Below are 16,590 nucleotides of genomic sequence, written 5' to 3'. Positions count from 1 at the left end.
GTGGTGTCGTATTGGCCGGGGGCCTCAGTCGACGAATGGGGCAGGATAAACGGGGAGTCACTGTAGGTGGACAAACTCTTTTCAACCGCGTCTTAAGTGTCTATGAATCCGTATTTACAGAAATTATCATTGTTGTTGCAGAGCACTCCCCCATGACGGAAGGCCTGAGTCATAAAGTTGTCACTGACATTATCCCTCAAAAAGGTCCTCTTGGCGGGTTGTATACCGGTCTCTCATACTCCAGAGAACCATGTGTTTTTATGGTTGCCTGTGATATGCCATTTTTATCCATTCCCCTGGTTCGTCGTTTGTGTGATATGTCGCTAAATTCCGATGTGTTGATGGTACAGTTACAGACTGGTGTGCAACCAATGCAAGGAGTCTATTCAAAAAAGTGCCTACCTGTTTTAAAAAGTATGATTGAGGCAAATCACTTGGAGATGCGGGACATTGTGTCACGCGCAGAATTGGTACATAGGATAATCGATCAAAAAGAGGTTAAAGATTTAGATCCAAGCTTTATATCGTTTATGAATGTCAATACACCTGCTGATCTTGAAATGGCCAATAAATTTAGCGACTCTTAAGTATTGGTTCCGTCTTTATAGGTTCAGGGTTACTTCTATAAAAGATTTGTTGTTGGCCTTTTTCTCTTGATGAGTTCATGACCTTTATTCACTAAATAAACGTCATATTCAAGGATTGATTGTATACACTTGTCGTTCACCCGGGAGCATTGGGCGATGTGCTTTTGAGCCTTAGGGCGATGAGAAGCCTTAAGCAATCTTTTTCCCAGAATGCCCTTTTGTGGATTGGAAAAACAGAGATTGGCGATCTGCTGTTGAATGCTGGTGAAGTTAATCGCACGATGGCTCTTGAAGGTTATGTCTTCTCAGATTTATATCGCGGTCACGATCAATGGAGCGATGTTACCCATGACATTCTCAGGGACTGTTCGCATATCGTCTGTTGGTTAGGTAACCCGGACGGAGATATAGCCAAAAATCTTCGTGACTATGGGATTCAGTCAGTCATTATCCAGTCTCCACATGATGTCAGCTTAACGAACAGACATTTTTCAGATCGTTATCTCGAAATCCTTCTTGATTGGGAGATTCAGGCCGTTGATTGTTCTCATATGCGCGAAATGTTCTCAAGGAGTAAAGCCGAATTTCGACAAGAAAGCGTTAGCCTGTTAGCTTTAAACCGCCGGCGAATCATGATTCAGCCTGGTAGCGGGAGTCCTCATAAATGCACTGACTCCTCCGTGTTGGCTTCTGTTGTCTTGCAATTGGTTGAAAAAGGTCACGAGTGTACCATTGTGGAAGGGCCTGCTGATGAAAAGGCGGTCAGTTGTTTATGTGCAGCACTTCCGTCCAATACCTATCAGGTAATACGGAATATGTCGTTGAGTTCGGTCGCAAGATGTGTCTCCTCATTCGATCTGTTTATCGGTCATGACTCTGGCTTGGCGCATCTGGCCGTAGCCTGTGATGTGCCGTCGATTGTCCTTTTTGGACCTACTGACCCAGATCAGTGGGCTCCTCAAGGAAGGCATGTTGCCGTCATCCAAGGGGAGCCATGTGAATGTCATGATTGGTCGAGTGTTCAACGCTGCGCCCATAAGCGCTGTCTTAATATTTCGGCTGGGAGCGTGGTTGTGCAAGCCGAACGATGGCTGAGTCTATCAGATGACGTAAAATTACGTAGATGCTAAACTAATAATCTTTCTTGATATCAACAACTTGCATCACTATGATGGCTGTGGTACATTCGGCGGAAATTGCCTTAATTCCCCTTATTTTTTAAGAAGATAGAGATTTTTTTGAAATCCGATCTCATTCATGATCAGGTGGTGGTGGCTGTGTCTGCCGCTTTAAGCCGTGCCAAGAGTCGTGGAGACCTGGATCTTGCGACTCTTCCTCATATTACAGTTGAACTGCCAAAACGAGAAGAATGGGGTGACCTTTCCTCAAATGTGGCCATGTTGGTTGCGCCAAAAGCTCGTCGTCCGCCATTAGAAGTTGCCCAATTGTTGGCGTCGAACCTCAAAGAAGACAGTCACGACTTATTTGACCTCGTCGATGTTGCTCCACCAGGTTTTTTAAACTTTAGGATTAAACCAGACCGTTGGATTGATATCCTCAAAATTATTGAAAACCTTGGTTCAGCGTATGGTTCAAGTCAGATGGGAAAGGGGCAACGTGTCCTCGTTGAGTACGTGAGTGCGAATCCCACAGGCCCTCTGCATGTGGGACATGGACGCGGCGCGGCGCTTGGTCATGCCGCGGCAAATATCTTGCGAACTGTTGGGTATCGTGTTCAACGAGAGTATTACATCAATGACGCTGGTCGCCAATTGAAATTGCTTGGAGCCTCTGTCTTTGCTCGTTATCAAGAACTTCATGGTCGTGCCTGTACCTTTCCTGATGATGGATATCATGGAGCCTATATTCACGCTGTGGCAGAAACGATGAGGCAAGAACTTGGCTCAACCCTTCTTGACTTGGATGCAGAAATCGCGGAACAGCAATCGTCGGCGTTTGCGTGTCAACAACTGCTGGAGCGAATCAAACAAGATCTTGGTGTTTTTGGCATTGAATTCGATGAATGGTACAGTGAGGCGAGTTTAATCGGTGCCGGACATCTCACGCAGGCTTTAGACGATCTCAAAGAAAAAGGATTGGTCTTTCAAAATGAGGGTGCGTGGTGGTTCAGGTCTTCTCAGTTTCAAGATGAAAAAGACCGTGTTGTGGCCAAGCAAGATGGGACCTATACCTATCTTGCCTCAGATATTGCCTATCATCGCGATAAACTCAACCGTGGTTTTGATACATTGATTAATATTTGGGGAGCGGATCATCACGGGTATATTCCCCGTATGCAAGCGGCTGTTCAGGCATTTGGATATCGAAAAGAACAATTCCGTGTCGTTCTGGTCCAAATGGTCAATCTCCTTCGTGCAGGAACGAAAGTCGAGATGTCCAAGCGTGCTGGAGAGTTTGTGACATTGAGAGAGGTCATTGATGAGGTTGGAGCAGATGCTGCTAAGTTTTTCTTTCTGATGCGACGCTCAGATAGCCATTTGGATTTTGATCTCGATCTAGCCAAGCGACAGTCTGCGGATAATCCTGTGTACTATGTGCAATACGCGCACGCGCGGATCGCAAGTCTCTTCCGAGTGGCCGAGTCCCGAGGCATTCCTGTGCCGTCTATTCATGATGTCGATCATGCGCTGGTGACCACTCAGGATGAATTACGATTAATGAAACACTTATCCTGTTATCCAGGTATCATTGAAGGTAGCGCGGCCAGTCTTGAACCACATCGTGTGACGTTTTATTTGCAAGAGTTAGCGGCGCAGTTGCATACGTACTACAATAAGCATCGTATTCTTCCATCAAACGAGACCGTCTCGACATCGGAAGAAGCGGAAATGCCATCCCCTGAAGATGGTCAATCAACTGCTGATGAATCTGTTCAGCAGCATCGCGAACAAGTGACTCCCGAGTTAACGGCTGCACGACTGGCGTTGATGCGCCAAGTCCAGACCGTTATTCATAATGGTCTTACGGTTCTTGGTGTTTCTGCTCCTGAACAAATGTAGTCTGTTAAGAGTACGAAAACTGCTGACCCCATAATAGATACGTGGGGAACAGTCCTTGTGATGAGAGAGTGTGAATGTTTGCTGTTCAACAACATGATTCTTCTACGTCTGCCAGAACTGGCCTCCTTTCAACGGCTCATGGTCACATTGAGACTCCAGCCTTTATGCCGGTGGGGTCGTTGGGGACCGTGAAGGGGATCGATCCAGATGAATTGCAAGCATGTGGCTATGGTCTCATTTTAGGAAATGCGTATCATCTGTACTTGCGGCCCGGTCATTCGTTAATTGCCGGGCAAGGCGGCTTGCATAAATTTATGCAGTGGCCTGGTGCCATTTTGACGGATAGTGGTGGATTTCAAATGGTGAGTTTGGCTGACCTTTGTCGAATCACAGAGGATGGTGTGGGCTTCAAGTCACATCTTGATGGCTCTTGGCATCAATTGACCCCGGAATTTTGTATGGAGATTCAAGTGGCTTTGGGGTCGGACATCATGATGATGTTAGATCACTGTCCTCCCTATCCCTCCACGGAGCTCCAAGCTCAAGAAGCTGTAGAACGGACGACGCGATGGGCGAAACGTTGTTTGGCCGTCCCGAGACAAGAGCATCAATTTTTATTTGGTATCATACAGGGCGGCGTGTATCCTCATTTGCGCCAAGAAGCGGCGGCACAGTTATTGGAACTCGGATTTGACGGATATGCTCTCGGCGGGCTCTCTTTAGGTGAAGAAAAAGAGACGATGTTTCGAGTGATTCAGGATGTCACCGCACAACTCCCGCTTGATCGACCTCGGTATCTCATGGGAGTTGGGCTGCCCGAAGATATTGTCGAGGGAGTGTGTCGCGGTGTGGATATGTTTGATTGTGTCATTCCCACCCGGCATGGTCGTACCGGCTGGCTCTTTACTTCGTCAGGGCGAGTGTTGATTAAAAAAGCCCAATATGCACGGGATGAGGCACCGATTGATTCGGAATGTGAATGCCCGGTGTGTCGGCGATATTCACGAGCCTATTTACGGCACTTATTTGTGTCGAATGAAATGTTAGGCATACGGCTCAATACGCTTCATAATCTCTGGTATTATGGGACGCTGATGTCCAAGATTCGCCGTGCTATTCGAAACGGACAGTTACAGGAATTCCGAACTCAGTTTTATCAGGCAAGGGAAGGCCACGAGCAAGGTCTCGAGCAAGATCCGATGTGTGCTTGAGCCATCAATGAATATGAAAATTGTCAAGTAATAATATTGTTGAGACTTTCATTTCTTGTCAGGTCTCAATACTTGATACTTTTCACTTTACTTATTACATCGAACGCCACCCTAGAACATGCAGGCTTCAACACATTTCTAGTGTGCCATTACGGCGTAAATCATAGAGTCACAAGGAGAAAGGGGTAGACATGAATGCTGTCGCATGGGCGCAGGCTGGCGCGGGAAACGATCCAACTGGTGGGCTCCTGTCCTTTGTGCCATTTCTGCTGATTTTTGTGGTATTTTATTTCCTTTTGATTTTACCGCAGCAACGTCGAGCCAAAAAACAGCGAGAATTGCTGGCTGCCTTGAAGAAAGGCGATAAAGTGATCACCACGGCTGGTATTTGGGGCACGATTACGAATCTTGATAAAGAGACCGTCACCGTGCAAATTGCCGATAATACAAAAATTCGATTACAACGTGATTACGTCGGAAGACTCCGAGAAACTGAGGAAAGTTCATGAGTCGGAAAAGGCAAGGTCGATGAAGAAAATTCGTGGTAGGTTAATCCTCCTGATCGCCCTGTCGGTGATCTCGCTGATTATTTCATTACCCTCCTTCCCTTCACTCTATACCCCGCTTCCCGATTGGATGAAGCAGGTGTTGAGTGATCGCGGACTTGCCCTGGGTCTCGATCTGCAGGGGGGCGTGCATTTGGTGCTTGAGGTCGAAGAAGATCGAGCTGTGGAAATCGCGGTCGATCGGTCCAGAAAGGCGCTAGAAGATCTCAAAACCGAGGCCGAACTTCCCATCGACACGGTGGTTCGAGAAGGGACGGATACGCTGGTCCTCACCTTGGCAGATGGCGATGAGGCGAAGACCAAGGTCACTCAGGAAATGGAAGATGGATTTCCTGGTTTTGTGTTGAAGGAGTCATCAGATACAACCGTTTCCTATGAACTTGATTCCGAGGAAGTGAATCGCATCAAAGATTCGGCTATTAATCAAGCCCTGGAAACCATTCGAAATCGTATTGATGAGTTTGGTGTGGCTGAACCGCTGATCCAACGTCTGGGCCGTAACCAAATCGCTGTGCAACTACCCGGAGTCAAAGATCCTGAACGTGCCAAAGATTTGATCAAAAAAACCGCCTTACTCGAATTTAAACTGCTTGATGAATCAAAGGTAGCGTTAGAGCTCCCTCCTCAAGTGGAAAAAGGGAAAGAGGGGGAGGTACAAAAAGAGTTTGAAGGACGGTTGCCGGAAGGATCAGAAATTCTGTTTGAAAATGTCATAGCAGAAAATGGCGAAACGAGTTTTAGTCTTCCGTATCTCATCAAGAAAGATACCGCGTTAACGGGTGATGTGCTGCAAGATGCGCGTGTCACGATTGGAGAGTTCAATGAACCCATTGTGTCTCTGACCTTTGATAGCCGAGGGGGACAGGAATTCGAACGTCTGACCGGTGCCAATGTCGGAAAACGTATGGCGGTAGTGCTGGATGGGACCGTGTATTCAGCGCCTCGTATCAACACAAAGATCAGTGGAGGACGGGCAATTATTGAAGGCACATTCACGACCAGTGAAGCGAATGATCTGGCTGTGGTGTTACGAGCTGGTGCCTTGCCGGCACCCATGAAGACGCTTCAAGATCTGACGGTTGGCCCATCGTTAGGGAAAGATTCGATTGAAAAGGGTGTGCGAACTCTTGTGATTGCTGGATGTTTAGTCGTGATCTTTATGATTGTGTACTATCGTCTTTCAGGTGTCGTGGCCAATTTCGCCCTTGTTCTGAATCTCATCGGGTTACTTGGCGCGTTGTCCGGACTCAACGCAACCCTGACGCTTCCTGGAATTGCAGGAATCATTCTCACGATCGGAATGGGCGTAGACTCAAATATTCTCATTTTTGAACGAATCCGAGAAGAACTTCGACTGGGACGTCCGGTAAGGTTGGCGGTTGATGGAGGCTATGATAAAGCCTTTCTGACCATTGTCGATTCCCATGTCACGACCCTCATCACGGGTTTGGCGCTGTTTCTTTTTGGAACAGGTCCGATTAAAGGATTTGCGGTCACGCTCTGTTTGGGCATTGCCATAAATTTATTTACGGCGTTGGTGGGCACCAAAGTGGTATTTGATTTGTTCAACCGGAAGAAACTGGAACGACTGAGTATTTGATAAACAAACTGACTTTACTTTTTCACCCAATGGATCGCGACTATGTTAGAAATTGTTGGAAAAACGAATATTGACTTCATGGGGCGGCGGAAGATTGCGCTGGTCATCTCAGGGATTTTAGGGCTGCTGGGGCTTATCGCTGTCATTCAGATCGCCTTCGGTTCGGCGAATTTAGGAATTGATTTTGCCGGAGGAACCGCCGTTCAATTGAAATTTGACAAAGCGCTACCTATTGAATCGGCTCGAACTGTGTTAGCGAAACACGGTCTTGGTGATGCCGAACTTCAGGAGTTTACTCAAGATAATAAATTACTGATTCGAGTCAAGACGGAAACCACGATTGAAGAAGCCATTAGTGATAAAATTATTCAAGTTTTTCGAGATGAATTTAAGGGCCATGCGTTTGAGATTGATTTAACTACTTCGATTGGACCCACGATAGGACAAAAACTACAGAAAGATGCTTTGATTGCCGTGGTCCTGTCATTGATTGGCATTATTACCTACATTGCAGCACGATTTGAGTTTCGATTCGGTGTCGCCGCGGCTGTTGCGACATTTCATGATGTCTTGGCGGTCTTAGGGATCTTTTATGTGATGAATGTCGAAATTACACTCTTGGTCGTGACGGCTCTTTTGACGTTGGCCGGATATTCCATTACAGACACCGTTATTGTCTTTGACCGGATACGTGAAAATCTTCGTCAACGTCGTCGCCAATCGATTGAGACCATTATTAATGATGGCATTAATCAAGTGTTGAGTCGGACGTTGGTCACTACCTTAACGGTCGTACTCGTGCTAATGCCACTGACCTTGTTTGGCGGTGAAGTGCTCCACGACTTTTCGTTGGCGCTACTCTTAGGGGTCATGATTGGAACCTATTCTTCGATATTTGTCGCCAGTCCTCTGCTTCTCATCTGGCCAGGCGCCGAAGGCAAACTGTTGAGCCGGGGGAGATAATGCCGGAAGAGAGTTTACTATCGAGTGACCCTCAAGATTTGCCGTTGACTCTTATGCCTTTTATGGTGTCAGAATGCTTTTGATGTCTGGATGCTAGGAAAATTTCAGGACTTAAAATCCAAGTCTGACCCCTTTAGATATTGATCTGCATCTCCTCTTCTTCGTCGTAAGGTTCCAGGTTTTTTGAACAATGGCTGAGGGGCTTATTGATAGAAGCTGATGTTGGTTTGCGGAAATACTGGAGATGAAAGCGTGAGAGCTGGTTTCGGACGACCAAGTCAGGCAATACTAACCCGTCATTTGAAAATCCACTTTCCGGGCTTCAGTAACTCGGTTTGAAGCATCGAGGATTTCCAGCGATACAAGATTGCCATTGGCATCATAGTCCAAGATAACCCCAGGTTTATCTTCGTCACTTTCAGCAATCGGCGTGTTATATTTCAGAACCACGCTGAGTGTGTCGGTCTTTTCATCGTATGAAACTTTCATCGCTTCTCCTCTTTCCGAGGTAATTCTTTCGTGTCATCGAATGGGTAGGGATCAACTAAGCGCTCAGTTCCATCTCCGCAAAACTGATGCAACGAGATTTGCCTCCGTTACTTCTGACCTATAAATAGCCAAAATGCTTATACCGACACGTGAGCTGCAAGGTGTGTTCTTCGACGGGAACGCCGAGTAATGGGCACAAGGTCGAGCCGAACTTTTGGCTTGAGGCTTCCAAGCATCCTTACGAGCCGATCAAGAGTAAAGCGTTTTAACTCAGCATTTCGTACACGTGAGAAATCAGCAGCTTGGAATCCGGTTTCTTTTGCAGCCCGTCTCACAGACCATTGTCGTTGGTCAAGAGTACCAATGATTTCGGCAGCAACTTTGGCTTTTAAGTGACGAACTTCTGCATCGGGATAATTGAAATCCTTGTAGACGTTTCCACTACCCCGCATGACTTCTACCTTGTCTTCTTTCTGTTTCATTTCAATATCTCCTTTATGCGCTTGAGTCGTTCCCCTATGAGATCTTAGGTGTTTTAATGCCGGTTTTCGACTTCTTCTGAAACGCATGAATGACCCAAATGTCCTCATCAAGTTGGACGGGGTAAATTGCCCGATACGCGTTTTGTTTGGTAGTGCAAGGCAATCTCATAAATACTTGCACCGAATCCTTTCATCGGCTTGGCAATATCCGCCTTCTGCCCTTCAGCAGTGATTGCGAGTGCATCGTGTATGACTTCTTGCACAACCTTTGGAAATTTCCTGAAATCCTTGTCTGCTGCCTTAATCCAATAAATGCTCCTCGTTATGTAGCGTTGTCATATTTGACAACACTTGTCAATTGAAGGTAGACCCTCATTGAAAGTGAATCGCAAACGGGTAGCAGGTATACAGAAATGTAATAAGAAAAAATGAATCTATGGATAACGTCTATAGCCCAAACCCTGTCTTGGCCATCTTGTGGCCTATGGACGAGTGTTTATGGCCTATGTTGGCCATTAGATCCGGGTGAGAGGGAGCAGTGTCCGGGCATCGGAGTCCATCTTTTCGTAGTGATCAATGTTTGGCTTGGACAAGTCATCTAAGTCCATGAGAGTCAGTGAGATTGAAGAATGCTCCGCTTCCTAGCGAGCATCCTTTGTAAAGCCTTCCGTACTCATGTAGAGCCTTTTATTGTCCTTGTGCCGGCCACCCACAAAGCCTTGAATTTCTCGGAATCCTTTGACCTCCTACCCGACTCGAATACCTGAAGCTATACCAGTGTCTAAAATATATAAAACTAGATTTGACCCCAAAATTGACCCCAAAATTGACCCCAAAAATCAAAACCTCAAAAACCATTATTGGAAAGAGCGAAACCGTCGCTCAAACGTCAGAATCCCAGAACGTGCCGGATTCTAAGATTCACTCGGAAGATTGGCATTTATCAATGGTGAGGAGCAAACAGTCCGCCTCTCTTCGTTCGAAGGATCAGCCTTGGTGATTGAAACTATTGGCCTAACTTGTGCGGCCTGCCAGGACTTTTCCTGTGGATGTCGGGTTGGTTCATATGAAGTAGTGACGTCACAGAGAAGACTGTTCTTCCTTAGAGAATTTTTTCCTCAAAATACTAGATAGAGGAGGTCCTTAACAGGCGGCTGTCTTATTTTGTAAAAATTCTGTTCTTCGTCATGAACACTGGCGCGCCGACGGTGAACGATGTGAATCAATGGCGTGACCATTTTCTGATGGATCGGTCAGTACTTTGTATTTGCCGCTTCCGTAGACCTCGATGTTTCTGCAAATTTTAAGATGATCCTAGGTTTTCAGTTACTCGATCAATGTTTTCTTTTACGTTCCGATAGGACGGGACACACCTCGAGACGGTCTCTACACAGAACTCTGACCAATGGTTTCAATATTACGCTATACGCGATCAGGGATTGTCTGTTTAAACTGAGTGAAATTATTCACGTTGTCTTCGTTTAGTTTATTAATCTTGAGATTTCTGTCTGTCTGTTTTTGACTGTCTGAAATGGATGTTGGATTTCTTTTCCTGTTTCAAATCTTGGTTCCGTCTTTTTTGTAGATCAAGCATATTGAAGTCGTGAACCCTCCCTCAATTGGGTGATAGGAAAAGAATGCTGCTCATGCGTACGCTGGCCGAAGTGGGAGCTTCAAGTAACACCGAATGGCTAGCGAGTACCTTTATGCTCCAAGTTTTGCAGAAACACCGATAATTTTATAAACGATTTGATGCAGTCGACCATGATTGATCCATTCACTCTGGTATGAGTTCTGAGGAGGTAACAGTGATGATCCGTTCTCACGCATTCCGCTCACAATGGACAACCCCTCTGTTGGTAGCCTGTCTCGTGACAACGATATTCAATTTGGCAGTGATTGAACGAGTTCAGGCGGCAAACGATTTTGTTGTATTTGGTAAGGAGGGAGTCTGGATTAAACGGGATAGCACCGTACTCAGCGGCGACGTGGGGGCCAATGTCGCTAGCGGCGGTCCTTACTTTACGGGGGATTATGAAGTGACGATTGGCTTGGATGCCCGATTTACAAATCCGACAAGTCGTATCATGGGTGATACGATGCGACTCAAGCGTGGATCTCAGGTTCAGGATGTCTCGGCTAATACGCTAAAAGGGCCAGGCCAAGTCTTTGGTACCCTCACTTCACCCGTGGATTTACCACTCGTCTCATCACTTCCTCTCATCCCATCAGTGGCACCAGGGACACAGGATATTGATGTGTCGAATGATGGAATACTGAGTCTCGATGCGGGGCACTATGGGTTCCTGACAGTCGGAAAACGCGCTACCGTTACACTGACGGGAGGGGAATATCATTTTCGCAAATGGAACATTCGTAGAGAGGCTAAGGTCTATGCTACAGCTTCCGTGGATATTCGTGTAGCAGAACATCTTGAAACACGGAGTGAGGTGTTGATAGGTCCTGCTCCCAATGCCACGACTTTGACTGCTGCAGATGTGAAGATCACTGGAATTGCGATCAATGGTACTTTAGGAAACTTTAGCTCAACGCCGAAAGCCGTCAAATTTGGTGTGAATAATACTCTACGCGCTAATGTCTACGCTCCCAACGGCACACTCTGGGTTAAGCAAGACAGTACGGCAAAGGGTGCTTTTGTGGGGAGATGGGTTCGGATGGGTACAGAAAGCACGATAACGCTGGAAGGGGGATTTGGGTTAGGTTCTGAGGAAAGCAATGTGTCTCCGGTGGCTGATGCTGGACCTGATCAAACTGTGCAAGTAACAGACGTTGTGCAGCTAGATGGTAGTGGATCAACGGATGTGAATGGCGACCTTCTTACATTTACCTGGGCTATCGTGTCGAAACCTGTTGACAGTGCGGCAACGCTGTCCGATCCAGCAGCCGTTATGCCGACATTTGCGATTGACGTTCCAGGAACCTACGAATTTCAACTGATTGTTCGTGATGGGGCAAAGGATAGCCACCCCGATATTGTAGAGATTACGACTCTCAATTCTCCTCCTGTTGCCGATGCGGGATCGGATCAAACAGTTTTTGTGACCCAAACGGTGTTCCTTGATGGAACCAATTCGAGTGATGTGGATAACGATATGCTCACATTTTTGTGGTCGTTTGTTTCTATGCCGAGTGGGAGTACGGCCACGTTGTCAGAGCCAGCATCACCTACTCCGAGCTTCTCAGTGGACAGATCGGGTACCTATGAAGTCCAGCTTACGGTCAATGATGGAACGGATGGCAGTGTCTCTGAAACGGTCGTCATCAATACACAAAACTCTAAACCTGTGGCCGTTGCGGGATCTGATCAGACGGTAGCAGTTGGAAATATCGTCCAACTGGATGGCCGTGCTTCCAGTGACGTGGATGGTCAATCATTGACATATATGTGGTCACTCACCGCACGCCCGACAGGCAGTGATGCAATGATTGCAGATCCAACTCTCGCGCAACCTGCGTTTGTTCTCGATCTTCCAGGAATCTATGTGGCCCAGTTGATCGTCAATGATGGGGCTGAAGATAGCGATCCAGCTACGGTGACGATCACCGCAGGGAATATTCCTCCAATTGCTGAAGCTGGAGAGGATCAGCTTGTCTCTGTCCATTCGTTGGTCTCACTTAATGGAACCAATTCTCAAGATGTTGATGGGGGTACCCTGACGTTCCAGTGGACCCTCAGTAGTCAACCTGTAGGAAGTGGGATTACCCTTTTAAATCCTACCTTTGCTGAGCCCACAATGATTCCGGATTTACCTGGAACCTATGTGGTGCAGTTGCGCGTTTCGGATGGCATGAGCTTGAGTCTTCCAGATACCACTGTCATCATGGTTCAAGATACTCCTCCAGCGGGTATGCCAGAACTTCTCATAACGAATCCCTCAAGCGGCACCGTGATAACTGTCAATCCGATTACCGTATCGGGTGTAGTGAGTGACCCAACAGCTACAGTAAGTGTCAACGGTATACCTGCTACTGTCACGGGAGGCGTTTTTCTGGCTGATGGTATTGTTTTGCAAGAGGGTCGCAACACGCTTACGGTGATTGGAACTGATGGCGAAGATCACACGAATCAGGTCAGTGAGCAGGTCACGTTGGCTTCTGCTTCGCCCTTCCACTTAGATCCGTTGTGGGGACCTATTGAATGGGTTAAGCAGACTTCCAACGAAGAAGTCTTTACAGCAAACTTTGCCAATTGTGAACCATTGGCTCAATACCAACTAGTCATTATCAATGGAACATCTGGTGGGGGTAATCGAGTCGCGCAAGGCACTGTCGTCTTGAATGGCGTGGAAGTCGTCAGTGCGCTGGACCTTACGGCTGCTCAGAGTCAAGTCAATCAACCGGTTGTCGTGCAAGCGACGAATGATTTAGAGGTGCGGCTCAATGGGCCCTTCGGGGTACAGGTACAAGCCTTTATTACCTGTACTGCCAATTGTCTCAGCCTGAGCATTGACTCTCCGTTGGCAAATGAGACAATCAACCAATTCACCATGATGGTGAAGGGTACGATCACCAGTAGCAGTGTCAGTCCGATAGGGGTCGTGGTGAATCAACAAGCCGCCAAAGTAGCCGGGACGGTGTACGCCGTCGATCGAGTCTTCGTACGTGGGGGAACGGAAACGTTAGGGCCAACGACTATCGTTGCTGAAGCAGTCAATGCCTGTGGGCAACGCGCTTCAACGTCCCGCCAAGTGCAGACAACGGAGGTGACGACGGAACAAGTCAGATTACGAGCATCGCCAGATCGGAATATTACGCCGAGCGAGGTCACGCTTCGGGCGTCTGTTGAACTCGAACGGCCGGTTGTTCACTATCAATGGGATTTTCAAGGCGATGGCACAATCGATACCCAAGGCCCAGACCTTGCCGGACAAACTGTGACTTTTATACAACCCGGCCTGTATATGCCTACAGTTATCGTCACCGATGAGGATGGGGAAACATTTGAATCCACGGCTGTCGTCGTGGTGGAAGAGCCGGCGGATTTCGAAGCGACACTCAACGCCAAATGGTCGGAGATGATGACCACGTTAGCGCAAGGTGATATTGATCGAGCACTCTTCTTCATCTTCACAACAAAACGGGAGGTGATGCGCCACGACTGGACGGTGATGAAAGGTCACCTCAAAGAGCTTACGGACCTGTTGAATGTGCCCTTGCAGCTTGCTGATGGCCAAGGGACCCGCGTGATCATGAAGTCTGTCACGCCGATTGCGATGGGAACGATGCAGTTTCCACTGGAAGTAGAGTTTGTTGTCGATACCGACGGGCAATGGCGGGTAAAGGGTTTTTAGGTGAAATGAAAAACGTCAAATTGAGTGAGAGAGGGCCGTGAGCCGAATTTCCTCAAACTATAAGCGATCCACCGTGTATGCTCTGATTGGCGGGACGTTTCATTTCCTGGTCGTCGTAGTTCCTCTAGTTCTTATTGATGAGTTAGATGGAGGATTGGATAAAGGATTTGCTTTTATCATTGAATTGGAAGGTGAATTACATGAATCCTGTTTGGGAAAAATATAAATTCAGAATTGTGGGTGCTGCAATTGGGTTGGTTCTGAATGCTGGTCTTTTAGGTATTTCCATGCTAACGGCAGAAGGTGGGGGAGCATTAATTTATATATATGCAAATTTTCCAATTTTTATCTTAGCTGAATGGTTGTCTGGTACGTGGGAGCATTTTTTTTCTGAGTGTATTTTTGCTGGACTTTTGATATATGCCACATTGGGATGGGTTCTAATGGCATGGTTCGAGAAAAATTACGTAAGAAAAATTTAATTAAATATTCAGGTAGTCTGTAAAAGAAAATAACTCATGTTTCAGAAAATATTTGATGGAGTAAGCTTATGCTTTCAAAATTTTTAAGGACGGATAGAATATTAACGAAAAAGCGTTTTCCTGTTTGCCCGCAGTTTGGACGAATTTTATTTCTAGGAGTTTTGGTTATTGCTGGTAACATGTGGTTCGAGAGTCCAGCTAGTGGATGGGAACGAAATACTCATCGAGAACTCACAGAAAAAGCCATTGAATCGGTGGTGCCAAGCCTTAACACCTATCTAACCGACAACCTAGGACTCGAAGGGGGAATAAACGCGTCATTCGATGGAATGACGGCTACACAATGGATGATAGAAGGAAGTGATTTGGAGGATGGAGAAGGTGGATCAATTACCAGACCTCTCAATCATTTTCATGAGTCGATTCAGAATAAAGGTTTGGAAATTCCCGTGCTTGGTGGTATTTCATCCATTCATTGGAGTTTACAAGCTGTAGGAGTGCAAGATGGTGAAGATTCCTACTCCTGGAACGATGCCCGCGAATATTACTACAAGGCCCTGACCTCTAAAACTAAAGCGGAACGGGACTGGAATTGGGCGAAGATGTTCCGGGCTTTGGGCCAGGTGATGCATTTGCTCCAAGATTCGGCCAATCCCTCGCATGTGCGCAATGATCCCCATCCCTTTGATGAAGGCTTGCACGACTATATGGCTAGCCGTCGTGTGGCATTCTATCTGGGCAACGGAATTGTCCGGCCTGATGTCTCGATGTTGGAACAAGCTGGTGCGGTTCGCTCGGAACCCTTTTCGAACCTGTTCGATCGTAATGTGTATTTGGGGAATAATCCCGTCGCGACACTTGGGACGAATATCGGCATTACCGAAATTGCCAGTGCGAATTTTTTCAGCGATGACACGATTCCCGGGCAGGGTGGTTTGTTCAGTACCACCATCGCGTATCCTTCCGTTACTGAATTGGTTGCCGCGTCTCAGTCCTCTCCCTATTTGACGCTTCCTCGATTGGGAAGTGCCGTGTTTCCAGGTGCACGTGCCGCCAAACTTACTGGCGGTCAAGCCGCGGCCAAATTTGTCTTTGTCAATGAACAACTCGATCTCTTAAGCCAACTCCAGTTAGATGACGCGGTCTATGACGCGCAAGCGCACCACCTCATTCCCCGCGCCGTGGGCTATTCTGCTGCTGTCTTAGATTATTTTTTTCGCGGAGAATTGGATATTACCTTCCAGGATTTCACTGTGGAGGGCACTCTCACACCACATCCTATGCAGGAGTGTATTTCGACTCCTCATCCCTCGGAACCTAACGGTAACTTCAGAGTACAAGGGACAATCCCTGCGGCATTGAATTTTGTTGGAACTGGCTCTGTTTACTATGATCGGGAAGATGGAACCCGGGTGTTGCTGAATGAAAACACAATTCTCGCCTCCTGGAATTCTTTCTCGGGTCGGGGTGATATCCCTCATGCTCTCGTTGCTGACCCTATTCGGTGGACTGTGGTTTTAGAAGGCCATGCCGGGCCAGGCTCTCCAGAAAATCGTGCGATTATAGCTATAACAGATCGTGTAGACTGGGTATTCGGTTGTCGTGGGTGATCTACCATCATTCTGCATTTTGACGTGGCAGCCAGTATTGTTCTAAGCGAGATCCGCGATTGCTCAAGAACCACGGGCTAAGCTGTAGCATGGGACGGAAGGCCATCTGCGACACTAACGCCGTCACAGAAAGCTTCTTGCATACGCTGAAAGTCGAACTCATTTACCGAGAATGGTACGTGAGTTGGCACATGGCTCCAATCCAATTGAATGTATTGAAGGTTCTGACCATCGGCAGAGAAGGCGCTCGGCGATCGGGCATCAGGTT

14 protein-coding genes are annotated in these 16,590 nt (G+C 47.1%); 11 read left to right on the top strand and 3 right to left on the bottom strand.

Annotated features, from left to right (window positions below; all coding sequences use genetic code 11):
- From mobA to secF, 7 genes are all read left to right on the top strand, one after another.
- Window positions 1-587 (top strand): molybdenum cofactor guanylyltransferase (gene mobA, locus ACWQXP_RS11555; RefSeq protein ID WP_454062971.1); only part of this gene is annotated, 587 nt, incomplete at its 5' end.
- Between the two features lie 119 nt (window positions 588-706).
- Window positions 707-1,717, top strand: coding sequence for a glycosyltransferase family 9 protein (locus ACWQXP_RS11550; RefSeq protein WP_454062970.1), 1,011 nt, complete (start codon window positions 707-709; stop codon window positions 1,715-1,717).
- Between the two features lie 108 nt (window positions 1,718-1,825).
- Complete coding sequence (gene argS, locus ACWQXP_RS11545) at window positions 1,826-3,607, top strand: arginine--tRNA ligase (protein WP_454062969.1); 1,782 nt, start codon at window positions 1,826-1,828, stop codon at window positions 3,605-3,607.
- Window positions 3,608-3,681: 74 nt separating this feature from the next.
- A complete protein-coding gene (gene tgt / locus ACWQXP_RS11540) occupies window positions 3,682-4,818 on the top strand; it encodes a tRNA guanosine(34) transglycosylase Tgt (protein ID WP_454062968.1) in 1,137 nt (378 codons plus the stop codon).
- 191 nt (window positions 4,819-5,009) lie between these two features.
- On the top strand, window positions 5,010-5,327 hold the full coding sequence (gene yajC / locus ACWQXP_RS11535; protein ID WP_454062967.1) for a preprotein translocase subunit YajC: 318 nt from the start codon (window positions 5,010-5,012) through the stop codon (window positions 5,325-5,327).
- A 19-nt stretch (window positions 5,328-5,346) separates the two neighbouring features.
- Window positions 5,347-6,984 (top strand): protein translocase subunit SecD, encoded by a 1,638-nt coding sequence (gene secD / locus ACWQXP_RS11530; protein ID WP_454062966.1) that lies wholly within the window; start codon window positions 5,347-5,349, stop codon window positions 6,982-6,984.
- 42 nt (window positions 6,985-7,026) lie between these two features.
- Window positions 7,027-7,947: a protein translocase subunit SecF gene (gene secF, locus ACWQXP_RS11525; RefSeq protein WP_454062965.1), complete on the top strand. Its 921-nt coding sequence runs from the start codon at window positions 7,027-7,029 to the stop codon at window positions 7,945-7,947.
- Between the two features lie 288 nt (window positions 7,948-8,235).
- On the opposite strand, the gene ACWQXP_RS11520 is transcribed toward secF, so the two are convergent.
- From ACWQXP_RS11520 to ACWQXP_RS11510, 3 genes are all read right to left on the bottom strand, one after another.
- Complete coding sequence (locus ACWQXP_RS11520) at window positions 8,236-8,436, bottom strand: DUF2283 domain-containing protein (RefSeq protein ID WP_454062964.1); 201 nt, start codon at window positions 8,434-8,436, stop codon at window positions 8,236-8,238.
- Window positions 8,437-8,573: 137 nt separating this feature from the next.
- A complete protein-coding gene (locus ACWQXP_RS11515; protein WP_454062963.1) occupies window positions 8,574-8,918 on the bottom strand; it encodes a helix-turn-helix domain-containing protein in 345 nt (114 codons plus the stop codon).
- Between the two features lie 34 nt (window positions 8,919-8,952).
- Window positions 8,953-9,087, bottom strand: a complete 135-nt coding sequence (locus tag ACWQXP_RS11510; protein ID WP_454062962.1) for a type II toxin-antitoxin system RelE/ParE family toxin — start codon at window positions 9,085-9,087, stop codon at window positions 8,953-8,955.
- A 1,642-nt stretch (window positions 9,088-10,729) separates the two neighbouring features.
- Here ACWQXP_RS11510 and ACWQXP_RS11505 point away from each other — a divergent pair.
- From ACWQXP_RS11505 to ACWQXP_RS11490, 4 genes are all read left to right on the top strand, one after another.
- On the top strand, window positions 10,730-14,230 hold the full coding sequence (locus tag ACWQXP_RS11505) for a PKD domain-containing protein (RefSeq protein WP_454062961.1): 3,501 nt from the start codon (window positions 10,730-10,732) through the stop codon (window positions 14,228-14,230).
- Window positions 14,231-14,267: 37 nt separating this feature from the next.
- Window positions 14,268-14,456: a hypothetical protein gene (locus ACWQXP_RS11500; protein ID WP_454062960.1), complete on the top strand. Its 189-nt coding sequence runs from the start codon at window positions 14,268-14,270 to the stop codon at window positions 14,454-14,456.
- A complete protein-coding gene (locus ACWQXP_RS11495; protein ID WP_454062959.1) occupies window positions 14,431-14,712 on the top strand; it encodes a hypothetical protein in 282 nt (93 codons plus the stop codon). Before ACWQXP_RS11500 ends, ACWQXP_RS11495 begins: the two co-directional genes overlap by 26 nt.
- A gap of 68 nt (window positions 14,713-14,780) precedes the next feature.
- Window positions 14,781-16,322: a hypothetical protein gene (locus tag ACWQXP_RS11490; RefSeq protein WP_454062958.1), complete on the top strand. Its 1,542-nt coding sequence runs from the start codon at window positions 14,781-14,783 to the stop codon at window positions 16,320-16,322.
- Window positions 16,323-16,590: the final 268 nt, after the last annotated feature.

The organism is Candidatus Nitrospira salsa, from assembly GCF_965152625.1.
This window is presented reverse-complemented; position numbering and strand designations above follow the sequence as displayed.

What these genes read in the sequence shown, in the direction of transcription:
- tgt (WP_454062968.1), top strand. Translation starts at nt 3,682, where the DNA reads ATGTTTGCTGTTCAACAACATGATTCTTCTACGTCTGCCAGAACTGGC.
- yajC (WP_454062967.1), top strand. Translation starts at nt 5,010, where the DNA reads ATGAATGCTGTCGCATGGGCGCAGGCTGGCGCGGGAAACGATCCAACT.
- secD (WP_454062966.1), top strand. Translation starts at nt 5,347, where the DNA reads ATGAAGAAAATTCGTGGTAGGTTAATCCTCCTGATCGCCCTGTCGGTG.
- secF (WP_454062965.1), top strand. Translation starts at nt 7,027, where the DNA reads ATGTTAGAAATTGTTGGAAAAACGAATATTGACTTCATGGGGCGGCGG.
- ACWQXP_RS11520 (WP_454062964.1), bottom strand. Translation starts at nt 8,436, where the DNA reads ATGAAAGTTTCATACGATGAAAAGACCGACACACTCAGCGTGGTTCTG.
- ACWQXP_RS11515 (WP_454062963.1), bottom strand. Translation starts at nt 8,918, where the DNA reads ATGAAACAGAAAGAAGACAAGGTAGAAGTCATGCGGGGTAGTGGAAAC.
- ACWQXP_RS11510 (WP_454062962.1), bottom strand. Translation starts at nt 9,087, where the DNA reads ATGAGATTGCCTTGCACTACCAAACAAAACGCGTATCGGGCAATTTAC.
- ACWQXP_RS11505 (WP_454062961.1), top strand. Translation starts at nt 10,730, where the DNA reads ATGATCCGTTCTCACGCATTCCGCTCACAATGGACAACCCCTCTGTTG.
- ACWQXP_RS11495 (WP_454062959.1), top strand. Translation starts at nt 14,431, where the DNA reads ATGAATCCTGTTTGGGAAAAATATAAATTCAGAATTGTGGGTGCTGCA.
- ACWQXP_RS11490 (WP_454062958.1), top strand. Translation starts at nt 14,781, where the DNA reads ATGCTTTCAAAATTTTTAAGGACGGATAGAATATTAACGAAAAAGCGT.